General features: G+C 34.7%; 13 protein-coding genes. 4 read left to right on the top strand and 9 right to left on the bottom strand.

The window, feature by feature from the left end:
- The first annotated feature begins 29 nt into the window (after positions 1–29).
- The gene (gene gpmI, locus ACSVH5_RS01450) at positions 30–1,547 is read left to right on the top strand and encodes a 2,3-bisphosphoglycerate-independent phosphoglycerate mutase (RefSeq protein ID WP_438059685.1); all 1,518 of its coding nucleotides are present in this window, start codon (positions 30–32) and stop codon (positions 1,545–1,547) included.
- Positions 1,548–1,617: 70 nt separating this feature from the next.
- Here gpmI and ACSVH5_RS01445 read toward each other — a convergent pair whose 3' ends face one another.
- Together ACSVH5_RS01445 and ACSVH5_RS01440 are read right to left on the bottom strand one after the other, a co-directional pair.
- Positions 1,618–2,505, bottom strand: coding sequence for a 3-hydroxyacyl-CoA dehydrogenase family protein (locus tag ACSVH5_RS01445; RefSeq protein WP_315173368.1), 888 nt, complete (start codon positions 2,503–2,505; stop codon positions 1,618–1,620).
- Positions 2,506–2,593: 88 nt separating this feature from the next.
- Positions 2,594–3,559, bottom strand: a complete 966-nt coding sequence (locus tag ACSVH5_RS01440; protein WP_438059684.1) for a Gfo/Idh/MocA family protein — start codon at positions 3,557–3,559, stop codon at positions 2,594–2,596.
- Positions 3,560–3,724: 165 nt separating this feature from the next.
- Between ACSVH5_RS01440 and ACSVH5_RS01435 the strand changes: the two genes are divergently transcribed.
- Positions 3,725–4,366: a protein-L-isoaspartate(D-aspartate) O-methyltransferase gene (locus tag ACSVH5_RS01435; protein ID WP_438059683.1), complete on the top strand. Its 642-nt coding sequence runs from the start codon at positions 3,725–3,727 to the stop codon at positions 4,364–4,366.
- Between the two features lie 58 nt (positions 4,367–4,424).
- Here ACSVH5_RS01435 and ACSVH5_RS01430 read toward each other — a convergent pair whose 3' ends face one another.
- Positions 4,425–5,063, bottom strand: coding sequence for a hypothetical protein (locus ACSVH5_RS01430; protein WP_438059682.1), 639 nt, complete (start codon positions 5,061–5,063; stop codon positions 4,425–4,427).
- A gap of 75 nt (positions 5,064–5,138) precedes the next feature.
- Positions 5,139–5,591, bottom strand: a complete 453-nt coding sequence (gene smpB / locus ACSVH5_RS01425; RefSeq protein WP_438059681.1) for an SsrA-binding protein SmpB — start codon at positions 5,589–5,591, stop codon at positions 5,139–5,141.
- Positions 5,592–5,661: 70 nt separating this feature from the next.
- Between smpB and ACSVH5_RS01420 the strand changes: the two genes are divergently transcribed.
- Positions 5,662–5,886 carry a VF530 family DNA-binding protein gene (locus ACSVH5_RS01420; protein ID WP_438059680.1) on the top strand — a complete coding sequence of 75 codons (225 nt, stop codon included), beginning with the start codon at positions 5,662–5,664 and terminating at the stop codon, positions 5,884–5,886.
- Here ACSVH5_RS01420 and ACSVH5_RS01415 read toward each other — a convergent pair.
- The 5 genes from ACSVH5_RS01415 to ACSVH5_RS01395 form a co-directional block, all read right to left on the bottom strand.
- On the bottom strand, positions 5,883–6,440 hold the full coding sequence (locus ACSVH5_RS01415; protein ID WP_438059679.1) for a DUF3575 domain-containing protein: 558 nt from the start codon (positions 6,438–6,440) through the stop codon (positions 5,883–5,885). The genes ACSVH5_RS01420 and ACSVH5_RS01415 overlap by 4 nt on opposite strands.
- A gap of 122 nt (positions 6,441–6,562) precedes the next feature.
- Positions 6,563–8,761, bottom strand: coding sequence for a TonB-dependent receptor plug domain-containing protein (locus ACSVH5_RS01410; RefSeq protein ID WP_438059678.1), 2,199 nt, complete (start codon positions 8,759–8,761; stop codon positions 6,563–6,565).
- A gap of 46 nt (positions 8,762–8,807) precedes the next feature.
- The gene (locus ACSVH5_RS01405; protein WP_438059677.1) at positions 8,808–9,323 is read right to left on the bottom strand and encodes a hypothetical protein; all 516 of its coding nucleotides are present in this window, start codon (positions 9,321–9,323) and stop codon (positions 8,808–8,810) included.
- Positions 9,324–9,329: 6 nt separating this feature from the next.
- On the bottom strand, positions 9,330–9,881 hold the full coding sequence (locus tag ACSVH5_RS01400) for a GNAT family N-acetyltransferase (RefSeq protein WP_438059676.1): 552 nt from the start codon (positions 9,879–9,881) through the stop codon (positions 9,330–9,332).
- A 10-nt stretch (positions 9,882–9,891) separates the two neighbouring features.
- Entirely contained in the window at positions 9,892–10,746 is an 855-nt protein-coding gene (locus ACSVH5_RS01395; protein ID WP_438059675.1) for an aldose 1-epimerase family protein, read from the bottom strand.
- A gap of 159 nt (positions 10,747–10,905) precedes the next feature.
- Between ACSVH5_RS01395 and ACSVH5_RS01390 the strand changes: the two genes are divergently transcribed.
- Positions 10,906–13,167: a M1 family metallopeptidase gene (locus ACSVH5_RS01390; protein ID WP_438059674.1), complete on the top strand. Its 2,262-nt coding sequence runs from the start codon at positions 10,906–10,908 to the stop codon at positions 13,165–13,167.
- Positions 13,168–13,195: the final 28 nt, after the last annotated feature.

Genomic DNA, 13,195 nt, shown 5'->3' with positions numbered 1-13,195 from the left:
AATTCTTTATCTTTGATAAAAAAATTATCATGAATAAGAAAGTTATCCTTATGATTCTTGATGGATGGGGGAAATCACCTGATCCTAAAGTATCTGCAATAGACAATGCAAATGTTCCTTTTATAAATAGTCTATACGACAACTATCCAAGTGCACAGTTAAGAACTGATGGTTTAAACGTTGGTTTGCCAGAAGGTCAGATGGGTAATAGTGAGGTAGGACATATGAACCTTGGTGCGGGAAGAATCGTGTATCAAGATTTGGCTAAAATTAATTTGGCTGTAGCTAATAATACTTTAGCAAAAGAACCCGTGCTAATTGATGCTTTTACTTATGCTAAAGAAAACAACAAAAAAGTACACTTTTTAGGACTAGTTTCTGATGGAGGAGTTCATTCTCATACTTCACATTTACGCGGATTGATTACTGCTTCTCAAGAATATGGTTTAGAAAATGTATTTGTACACGCTTTTACCGATGGTCGTGACGTAGATCCAAAATCAGGAAAACAATACATCCAAGATTTAGAAGATTTCATGGCACCAACTACAGCTAAATTAGCTTCTGTTGTAGGTAGATATTATGCTATGGATCGTGATAAAAGATGGGAACGAGTAAAATTAGCTTACGATTTAGTAGTTAACGGAACAGGAAAACCAACTCAAAACGCTGTTGCGGCTATTGAAGAAAGTTACGCAAAAGATGTTACAGATGAGTTTATCGATCCGTTAGTAGTAGTTGATGCTACTAATAAACCTTTGGCAACTATTCAAGGTGATGATGTAGTAATCTTTTTTAACTTCAGAACAGATAGAGGTCGTGAGTTAACAGAAGCGTTATCACAAAAAGATTTTCATGAGCAAAACATGCATAAACTGCCTTTGTATTATGTTACGTTGACGAATTACGATGAAACCTACGAAAATGTAAAAGTGGTGTACAACAAAGACAACATTACAGAAACTTTAGGCGAGGTTTTAGAAAAAGCGAATAAGAAACAAATCCGTATTGCAGAAACAGAAAAGTATCCACACGTAACTTTCTTTTTCTCTGGAGGTAGAGAAACTCCATTTGAAGGCGAAACACGAATTTTAAGAAATTCACCAAAAGTTGCTACTTACGATTTGAAGCCAGAAATGAGTGCTTATGAGCTAAAAGATGCTTTGGTTCCTGAATTGAATAAAGGTGAGGTTGATTTTGTTTGTTTGAACTTTGCTAATGGTGATATGGTTGGTCATACGGGAGTAATGAGTGCTGCCATTCAAGCTTGTGAAGCTGTAGATGCTTGTGTGAAAGAAGTAATTGAAGCGGCATTAGCCAATGATTATACTACTATCGTAATTGCAGATCACGGAAATTGCGAAACGATGATTAATCCTGATGGCAGTCCTAATACTGCTCACACTACGAATCCAGTGCCAATTATTTTAGTGGACAAAGAATTAAAGAAAATTAATGATGGTGTGTTAGGTGATATTGCTCCAACAATTTTAGAGTTGATGGGAATTGAAAAACCTGCCGTGATGACGAGTCATTCGTTATTGTAAATCGGAAAGCTTATATAAAAACAAACCCCAAAATCAACTGATTTTGGGGTTTGTTATTTTAAAAAAAATATTACAAAAACATTTTTGAAATTTTTTCTGCTTTTTTACTTTCACTATAGTCATAGAATCCTTCTCCTGATTTTACTCCTAGTTTTCCGGCGCGCACCATATTGACCAATAATGGGCATGGAGCATACTTTGGATTTTTGAATCCTTCGTACATTACATTTAAAATGGCTAAACACACATCCAAACCAATAAAATCAGCTAATTGTAATGGCCCCATTGGGTGTCCCATACCTAGTTTCATTACCGTATCTATTTCATAAACGCCAGCTACTTTATTGTACAAAGTTTCAATAGCTTCATTTAACATAGGCATTAAAATTCGGTTCGCTACAAAACCAGGATAATCGTTCACCTCAACAGGTACTTTTCCTAGTTTTTCAGATAATTTCATAATGATTTCGGTAACCTCATCAGAAGTGTTGTAGCCTCTAATGATTTCAACTAATTTCATAATAGGCACCGGATTCATAAAATGCATACCGATAACACGCTCTGGATGACTTACCACAGCTCCGATTTGCGTAATTGAAATAGAAGAAGTATTGGTTGCTAAAATAGTGTTGTGGGAACAAACTTCATTCAGTTGCTTGAAAATATTTAGTTTAAGCTCTACGTTTTCTGTAGCGGCTTCTACCACTAAGTCTACACCAACCACTCCGTCTTTGATGTCTGTATATGTAATAATATTGGTAATGGTCTTGGCTTTGTCTTCCTCTGTAATGGTGCCTTTGCTAACCATTCGGTCCAAATTGGCAGCTATGGTTGCCATTCCTTTATCTAATGCTTTCTCAGAAACATCAATTAATTTTACTGTAAATCCGCTTTGTGCAAAGGTGTGGGCAATTCCGTTACCCATAGTTCCTGAACCTATAACAGCTATTGTTTTCATAAGTTTTTGTTTAAATATAAAAGCTCAAAGTTATAGTATACAACTTCAAGCTTTGTTTTAAATTGTTTATTTGTTTATTATAGTAGTATTATTTTTTAAAACAATCAATAATTTGATAGGCTACACTTAGGGCTTCTGTTGCTTGCTCTAAGGTAACAACAGGAGTAGTATTGTTGTTGATTGCGTCTGCGAATGAATTTAATTCGTCTAAGATTGCATTGTTTTGGACCACCTCAGGATTGGCAAAATAGATTTGTTTTTTTACGCCTTCTGCATTTTGTAAAATCATGTCAAAATCACCAGGAACTTCTGGAGCATCTTTCATTTTAACAACTTCGCATCTTTTTTCTAAGAAGTCAACAGAGATATATGCGTCTTTTTGAAAAAATCTTGATTTACGCATGTTTTTCATTGATATGCGGCTAGCTGTTAAATTAGCAACACAACCGTTTTCAAATTCAATTCTTGCATTGGCAATATCTGGGGTTTCGCTAATAACGGATACACCACTAGCACTTACATTTTTTACTTTGGATTGCACCACACTTAAAATAGCATCGATATCGTGTATCATTAAATCGAGTACAACTGGAACATCCGTACCGCGAGGATTGAATTCAGCAAGTCGATGGGCTTCAATAAACATTGGGTTTTCAATCATGTTCTTGGTAGCGATAAACGCAGGATTGAATCGTTCTACATGGCCCACTTGTCCTTTTACATTATTTTCTTTGGCTAAAGCTATAATTTCAAGAGCCTCATCAACGGTATTAGAAATAGGTTTTTCTATGAAGACATGCTTCCCAGATTTGATGGCAACTTTGGCACATTTAAAATGAGAAAGCGTTGGTGTAACGATATCAATGACATCAACAGCATGAATTAGAGTAGCGATAGTTTTGAATTGTTTGTAGCCAAATTCTTTTTCAATTTTTTGACCATTTTCTAGATTTTCATCATAAAAACCAACCAACTCGTATTTTTCTGATTGTTGCAACAAACGCAAATGTATTTTTCCTAGGTGACCAGCACCCAATACTCCAATTTTTAGCATAAGATTGTTCTTTCTACAAAAATAGCAATTTAATGAGAAAATCCAATTTTTAGAATTCCAAATTAAAGGGGTGGTTTTTAAAAAAAAAGCTAATTTTTTTGGTTTTCTTTTTTAATTGGATTTTGAATTTTTAGTTTATTTTTACCGAAATAATTTGTTTTAGATTTGAAAGATACTGCCAAACATCAAGGACTTCGGAATCAATTAGTAAGCCTTCTACAACAAAAAGGAATAACTGATAAAAATGTGTTAGATGCGATTAGCAAGATACCAAGACACCTTTTTTTGAATTCTAGTTTTGAGGATTATGCCTATCAAGACAAAGCTTTTCCTATTGGTGCAGGTCAGACAATTTCGCAACCCTATACTGTCGCTTTTCAATCACAACTATTAGAAGTTAAAAAAGAGGAAAAAGTATTAGAAATTGGTACGGGTTCAGGATATCAAACGGCTGTTTTGTGTGCTATGGGTGCCAAAGTGTACAGTGTAGAACGTCAGAATGAATTGTTCAAAAAAACTTCGGTTTTGTTTCCTAAATTAGGGATAAGACCTAAGCATTTGTCTTTTGGAGATGGTTATAAAGGTTTGCCTCAGCATGCTCCTTTTGATAGTATCATTGTAACAGCTGGAGCGCCTATAATTCCAAAACCTTTAATGGCTCAGTTGAAGATAGGAGGAAGGTTAGTCATTCCCTTAGGAGATGAACTTCAGATTATGACTATGTTGATTAGAAAAAATGCCACTCAATTTGAAAAACATGAGTTTGGAGAATTTCGATTTGTGCCTTTATTAGAAGATAAAAATTAAATAAAGAAAGGGGGTGAAAAAAATTATTTCAGCCCCTTTTTTTATGGTTATTCAAATGCTATTTTTTAGTTACAGAACCGTCTTTGATCATTTGTTTATAAAGTGTTTTCATGATTTCATCAACAGTTAATCCAATGTCTGTTAAATTAGATGATTTAGTAGTTCCTGTCCAAATTAATTTGTTTTTATTCAAAGAAAAAACATTGGTTTCTACCATATAATAGGTGGTTTCTTGGTAATAACCTGGAGTATAGAAATTTGGAGAATACATGCCGTACCAATTTCCAAAACCATATCCATACATTCCTGAATACATCCCGCCAAAACCGCCATAATAAATCGAAGTATTCGTTCCAGGAACATAGTTGGTTTCCTTTTCTTTACTTACTAACCGCATAGTTACAACACCATCAAAGTTTTCATTTTTCAAAATTTGAAGTTTTTGTTCGTTGGTTAATTGTAAATTGGTGTCGTTTAAATATTGATAAGACGTTTTAAAAATTGGATTTACTGAAGCAATTTTGTTTTCAGTAATTCTTCGTGTCGCTTCATCTTTGACCAAAACCACTACTAAAACTTTTTTGAATTGCTCTTGAGCAATAGTTGTCTCTGGATCATTCCAGCTGTTGACAATTGAAGTGTTGCTGCCACAACTAAGAAGCATGAAGCATAAAAAAGCAGCTGTGATAAATTTCATATTCGTTATTTATTTCTAGTTAGAACTGTAAAAATAGTGATAATTCTTAATAAATAATCGTGTCAAAAGAAATAATTAAAATGCTTTTTTAATTCGGTCAAGATCTCGTTTGGTATCTTGTTCTTTTAAAGATTCTCTTTTATCGTAGTTCTTTTTTCCTCTGCAGAGGCCAATTTGTAATTTTGCCAATCCTTTTTCATTTGTGAATAATTTCAAAGGAATAATTGTCAAACCTTTTGCTTGTACGTTTCTAGCGAGGGTTTTCAATTCTCGTTTATTCAATAACAATTTACGTTCACTTCGCGCTTTGTGATTGAACTGATTGCCAAAAGCATATTCTTCGATATAGGTATTTATGGCGAATAGTTCGTTGTTGCTAAACTCGCAGAAGCTTTCTGTAATATTAGCTTTACCTAAACGAATGGATTTTATTTCCGTTCCCGCCAAAACAATTCCAGCAGTATAGGTTTCGATTATTTCATAATCAAAGCGGGCTCTTTTATTTTGTATGTTAACTGTTTTTTGCATAGGGAAGCAAATTTAGCGACAAATTAATGAAAGCACAATTGTTTTGTCAAAAATGCTATAAATTTGCGGTATGGAAAATAAAAAATCAAACGATCCTTTGCATGGCATCACGCTTCAAAAAATTGTAGAACAATTAGTTGATTTTTATGGATTTGATACTTTAGGTGAGTTGATAAAAATTAAATGTTTTATCACTAATCCTAGTATAAAATCCAGTTTAACTTTTTTGAGAAAAACAGATTGGGCTAGGAAAAAAGTGGAAGAATTATATTTGCGCTCACTTTCTAAGTTTTAGTTCAATTTGTAAGAGATCATTACTCCACCTCGATAAGGTAACCATTCTCCGCTCTTGTTCCAATCTTTAGCTTTTTCATAGCGACCAGGTGTACCATCGTTGTAATACCCTTTATAAAATCCTTGATGCCAACCGCCTCCAACAAAAGCATCTAGGTTGATTTTTTCAGTGATTTTGAAATTGTAACCAATAGTTGCTCCTATTCTGTAGCCAAAACCATCCTCATATTTATTAGTGTTCCAGTAATTCCATTTCTGAATTTTATAGATATCAGGACCAATATGTCCACCAAAATACCAGCCCTTATATTTTTCTTTAAAGTGGTAGCGAACTTCTGGTGTAAAGGTATAAAATTGCATGGGATGATGACTTGCAAAAGATTTCCAAAAGGAAGCCATGACATCAAAGCTAAATGTCATTTTTTTACCAATGCTTGTTTCTATTCCTATATTTGGAACACCAACTAATGCTGTGGCACCATTAAATTTGAGGTAGGTTTGCCCAAAACTTGTGGAAACTAGTAATAAAAATATAAAAGGAATAATTTTTTTCATGTGTATTAATTTATGGCAAAGGTATATTTATTTTTGGGAAAATTCCTAGGTCAATTCAGGTAAAAATAACCAAGTGTTGAATGTTTACCTTTACTACAAACAACACTTGGTGCTTTAAAACTTTAAAAGCTATATTTTCCGCCTAGGTAATAATTCCGACCTCCTGCATTTATGCCTGAAGCAAAGGTTCTATATTGTGTATCCAACAGATTTTCTACTCCAGAAAAAATGGTAAGATTGTTTATTAGTTTATAAGCTCCTTTCAAATTGTAAGTCTGCCATGCCGGCATGCCGTTAGCTGGTGCATATTGTAAATTATCTTCTCCACTTGGTGAATAATCTTTTAATCTTTTTTTGCCATTGTATAAAACAAAAGCCTCCATCATTAATTGATTTGCTTCATAACTTACACCTGCTTTTCCATAGATAGGAGCAATATGGTCTAGAGGAAATCTACCTGAATTATTCTCAACCCTTCCGTTGGTATAATTGAAGTTACCATACAAAAGTAATTTTGGTTGCAGATACCATTTTAAAGAAGTAGACAGTCCTACAATTTTGCCTTTTCCTTGATTTTGATTCGCGTAGATTTGACTTACTTGTCCTTCATAAATCATGCTATTTTGACCGTTAAGTGTAAAAGGAGATGTGACAATGGCGTCATACAATTGAGTATAAAAGAAGGTGTTTTCTAGTTGAAAGCGTTTGCCTTCCCAAAAGGTGATGCCCATATCTGCTGTTACGGATTGTTCAGGTTTTATGTTTGGGTTGGGAACAATAACTCTTCCAGGAACCGTTTCGAAGATTTTAGCCAAATCATCGATATTCGGTACTCGAAAAGCAGAGGCTAAATTGAATACTAATTTTACATTATTAGTTGGGTTATGCGCAATTCCCATGGCACCGCTGTAGGTGAAATTTTCTTGCTTTACTGTGGTGTAAGGAAGTTTGAAAAAATTAGTATCTGCTTCGCTATTCAATTGTGTGTAACCACCTCTTAGACTCGTGTTGAAAGTAGTTAAGGGATTGATTTCATTGTTGTAATACACAAAACCTTCAGCTCTAAATGTATTGTTTTTTCCATCAGGATAACGGGAATCTGTAACGGATTCAGCACCGGTTAGGATGTTTTTTCGAATTCCTTTGGATTGCAAATCATCATAGTAAAAGTCGGCGCCATATACCAAATCTCCATTACCAATTTTAGTTTTAAAATCAGAAGTTAAGGCATACACATTAACTTTTTCAATTCTTGAAGTTTGGTTGGTACTACCAAAGCTTCTGGTAATCCTACTTTCTTCTACTTTTTGATAACTAGCGTTCAAATTCAAAGTTGTGGAGCCAAAAATGTCTTTTTTTACTAGTTTATAAGCTGATAAAAATCTGTCTTGTGGACCGTAATTCCAAACGGCCGACCTTAATTTGCCTGCTGCATTGGTGTCCGTCAAACGGTCGTATCTTGGAATATCAGTAGTAGTTGAATATTGAACATTCAATTGATGTTTTGTAGATTCATTTTGCTTAAATACCACTTTCTGCATAAAATCATATTGGGTGTAGCCCGAAAATTTTTGAATGTATTTATTTGGGTTAGTGACTTGAGTGTCAATTCCGTTTTTGGTTTCTATATAAAAAAGGCGTTCTCCAAAGAAAGGATTGTCCCCGTTTTTGTTTTTACCCATTCTTAAATCTCCAAATTCATTATAAGAAAAAGAGGTTAGACTTGCCCAGCGATTGCCCGCATAATTAAAATCAAAATGACCCGATTTACCTTCATTTACGGTGCTATAAGAAGATAACACGTTTCCAGAAAACTTTTTATTGTCATTTTCATCAAGTAAACGTGCGTTTTTGGTTTGTAAAAAAATAGCACCTCCCATTGCATCACTACCATAAATTGTGGAAGAAGGGCCAAAAAGCACATCAATGTTTTCGAGCATATTTTTATCAACGGTGATGATATTTTGCAAATGCCCAGCGCGATAAATAAGGTTGTTCATGCGAATGCCATCAACTACTAACAAAATGCGACTAGATTCAAATCCTCTGATGATGGGGCTACCGCCGCCTTGCTGTGATTTCTGAACAGCTAATGTTCCAGAATTCGCAAGTGCATCGGCACTAGTTTGAAAGTTTTGAAATTCGATTTGTTTTTTGGACAGCGTTTCTATTTGCTGTGTCATTTTCTTTTTAGGTTGTGCAAAACGTCTAGAGCTGACCACTAGTTCGTTTAATTCAACAGCAGTCACGCTGTCTTTTGTTGCTTGCGAAAAGCCCATAAAAGTGCATAGACAAGTCAACAAAGTGATTGTTTTCTTCATAGTTGCTTTGGTTTAATTTTATAAAAAAATCTATTTTAAAATTAAACTAGCAGGGTGGACGAAATAGTTTTTGGCTGATAAGCCAATTGCAGAAACTTTTTTTATGGATGATAGTGTTTTTAGTTTCGAAAAATTGGAGACTTTTTTCTGTTATCCATTGGGTTAAAGTTGGTTCGTGAACGGATAAAAAATGCCCTTTTTTCTTGTGTGCAGGAATGGATTTTTGTTTTTGAAACGATTGTGTCAACAAAAGTCGGATTTCGTTTTCTCGTTCGTCTTTTACAACTTTGGCAACGACTAAATTCCCTTTGTAGTTAATAGAATGAACATCATAGTATACACCATTTAATTTGAACTCCCTTTTGTTTTTTGTTGCATTCCATTCTTTTATAGTAAAATAGAGCAACTGAAATTTGTCAGTTTGGTTAAGCTGATTTTGGTAATGAATATGTTGCCATTCTTGTAATATCAGCAATGTAAAAGAAAAAAAAAGACCCAAACAGTACATTACGACCATTGCGTAGGTGCCGAGAATCTTTTTATATTTCTTTTTTGGTATCATTAAATGCTAAATAGGGTTGAGTTTCGAATATACTACAGCATCTATAAATTTGCCATCATAAAACTCATTTTCTTTAAAATGGGCCTCTTTGACGAATCCACATTTTTGTAAAACTCGCTCTGAAGCTCCATTTTCAGGGTCGATTACTCCTTCGATAGAATGCAATTGCATCGTATTGAAGCCATAAGCTACTACGCATTGTACAGCCTCTGTAGTAATTCCTTTTCCGTGATATTCAGGTAAAATCATATAGCCAACCTCGGCTCTATAATGTTCGGGTTTGATGCGATAATGTCCAATAACACCAAGCATCTTATCCTCACCTTTTAATGTAATAGCCCAGTTGATTCCTTCATTGGTTTCAATTTTGTCTTCCATCATTTGAATATGAGCTAAGGCTTCTTCGTGATTTGTTAACAAAGGTCTTGGGATGTACTTCATAGTTTCAGGATTGGAGCGCAATTCGAACATTTCCTTAACATCAGAAGGTAACACTCTTCTAAGGATGAGTCTTTCGGTTTCTAAAACAGGAAAAGGAGAGAAGTTAATGGTTAGCATTTTTCTAAATTTAAAGAATCGTTATTGTATAAGTGGATTGAAAAAAAGAATTTGGAGCCACTAATTGTATTCCTTCTTTTTCCAATATTTTTCCTGAATTATTTGGTGTATCTGAATAACCAAACCAAGGTTCGATACAAATAAAAGGGGCATTTACTGGTGTCCAAATACCAAGGTCTGGAAAATCAGCATAGTCTACTTTGAGTATGGGTTGGTTTTCTTCTAAAATTGTTACAGATTTTGAAGGTATATTTTTGAACACCAAAGCATCATTTTCAAATAACTGATATTCTAAATTCAATTGTTGTTTCGGTATTTCAATGGTTTTAGTCTCATCCGAAATCAACCCTTCTTCTAATAAGTGAAAAGTCAATGAGTCTAAACCGTCAAATTGTAATTGGTAACTATCGAATGCTTTTGGTAAAGCAAAGGCTGGATGTCCACCAATCGAGAATGGAAGTATAGTCTCTGAATTATTAATGACTTTGTAGCCTAAATGCAAGGAACGATCAATTAGGGTGTAGCTCAATTGAAGTTCAAACGAGAAAGGATATTTTTTTAACGTTTCTTCATTGGATTGTAATGAAAAAGTAACGCTGTCCGCCTTTTTATCTATTACTTCAAAAGTCAGTTCACGAGCAAATCCGTGACGTGGTAGTGAATAGGAGGTACCATTATATTCAAAAGTATTGTTTTTTAATGAGCCTACTATTGGGAATAAAATAGGGGAGTGCTTTCCCCAAAAACTAGGGTTCCCTTCCCAAATGAATTCCTTGTCGTTGTTATCTTTTAAAGAAAATAATTCGGCTCCAAGAGTATTTAACTTTGCAGTTATTTGTCTGTTTGTTATGGAAATTGTAGTCACGTTTTTTTTAAATGAGATGTAAATGTATTCATATTACCCAATAAAATGAAACCAAAAGTAATAATCCTTTGATAATATCTTTAAAGTTTAGGGTTGAGTGATATAAATTATTATTTTTTCATTTAATTTGTGCTTACACTAACACAAATTATGGATATTATGAAAACAAAGTGGCTTTCTTGCTTGGGCATCTTCTTCGGAGTACTCTCCGTTTTTGGTCAGCAACCTGCTTCCTCTGAAAAAAAAGAATTAGTTTCTAAGTACGATTATCACGATGCTTTTGCACCACATTTTTATACCAAAAATGGAACTTCTACGCGTTCAGCCAGTGGACAACCTGGACCTGAATATTGGCAAAATCGTGCTGATTATCAGTTGACGGCTAAATTAAATGACGCTACCAATGAAGTTATAGGTACAGATGAAATCACTTACACTAATAACAGTCCGGATAAATTAAGTTTTCTTTGGTTGAATTTAGAGCAAAACTTGTTCAAACAAGATTCTAGAGGAACCGCTTTAGTTCCTTTGACAGGAAGTAGAAACGGTGGTCAAGGACAAATTTTTGATGCGGGTTTTAAAATCAAATCGGTTAAAGCTATTTCAGGCAAAGCTAAAACGGCAACCGACGTAAAATTTGTAGTTACGGATACTCGTATGCAAGTATTTCTTCCTGAAGCTATTGCTGCCAAAGGAGGAAGTGTAAAACTAAAAATCGAGTTTTCTTTTATTGCACCAAATGAAGGTTCGGACCGTATGGGCGTTTTGGAAACCAAAAACGGAAAAATCTTCACAATGGCGCAATGGTATCCTCGTATGTGTGTGTACGATGATGTACGTGGATGGAATACGAATCCTTATTTAGGTGCTTCAGAATTTTACTTGGAGTACGGAAATTTTGATATTAAGATTACGGCACCAGCCAATCACGTTGTGGTGTGTTCAGGTGAGTTGTTGAATCCAGCTGAAGTGTATACTGCGGAGCAATTCAAACAATACAAAGCAGCTTTGGTTAGTGATAAAACGGTAGTGATTCGCTCTGCTGAAGAAGTAAATGCAAACGCAAAAAACAATGCATCGGCTACTAAAACTTGGCATTATCAAATTAAAAATTCCCGTGATGTTTCTTGGGCTTCTTCTCCTGCGTTTATCTTAGATGGTGCGAGAATGAATTTGCCTAGCGGTAAAAAAGCATTGGCTTTATCTGCTTATCCAGTAGAATCTGCAGGCAACGAGGCTTGGGGACGTTCTACCGAATACGTAAAAGGTGCTATCGAAAATTATTCTAAACGTTGGTTAGAATATCCTTATCCTGTAGCGACCAATGTTGCAGGAAATGAAGGTGGAATGGAATATCCAGGGATTGTTTTTTGTGGATGGGAATCCAAAGGAAAAGATTTATGGGGTGTTACAGATCACGAGTTTGGACACATTTGGTTCCCGATGATTGTTGGGTCTAACGAACGGTTATTCGCTTGGATGGACGAAGGTTTCAATACTTTTATCAATTCCTTAAGTGGTGTTGATTTTAACAAAGGAGAATACAAAGACGAACCATCAGATTTGCACCAAATTAGCGAAGAGTTGACAAGTTCGGATTTGGAGACCATAATGAGTTCTCCTGATAATATGAAAGAAAAAAACATAGGGGTGTTGTGTTACTTTAAACCAAGTTCAGGTTTAGTGATTTTAAGAGAGCAAGTTTTAGGACCAGAGCGTTTTGATACGGCTTTTAAAACATATATTGAAAGATGGGCTTTCAAACATCCAACTCCTGATGACTTCTTTAGAACTATGGAGAATGTTGCTGGTGAAGATTTGAGTTGGTTTTGGAGAGGTTGGTTCCAATACAACTGGCGATTGGATCAAGGTGTGAATTCAGTAAAATATGTGAAAAATGACCCGAAAAAAGGAATCATTATTACTATTGAGAATTTCGAAAAAATGGCGATGCCGATAGTTGTTGCTATTAAAACCAAAAGTGGTAAAGTTACTCGAGTGAAATTACCAGTTGAAATTTGGCAACGTAACAAGGATTGGTCATTCAAACACAATTCTACCGAAGAAATAGAAAGTGTTGTAATTGATCCAGATCACGTTTTCCCAGATTCAAATACTGCCAATAATACTTGGACTGCTGCTACTGGCAAATTAGAAAAAGACGTGATACTTGATGATTATTTAGGGGTTTATGCAACGGCTAATGCACCAATAAAAATAACAATGACTGAAAAAAATAGTGTTCTTAATGTTGATATACAAGGGTACCCAACATTCTCAGTAACCCAAGTTATAAATGAAAAAAACACCTTCGAATCTTCAATGGCAGGATTAAAGTTTAAGTTCAATGAGGCAAAAAGTGGTTTTGATATGATCATCATTGAAAATGGCCAAAGTATTCCATTTACAAAAGAAAAATAATCAATTATCATTAAATGAAAACGACTGT

This window comes from Flavobacterium sp. RSSA_27 (assembly GCF_051547125.1).
Lineage (GTDB): Bacteria > Bacteroidota > Bacteroidia > Flavobacteriales > Flavobacteriaceae > Flavobacterium.
The sequence above is the reverse complement of the archived record's forward strand: the minus strand, read 5'-3'. Positions and strand labels throughout refer to the sequence as shown.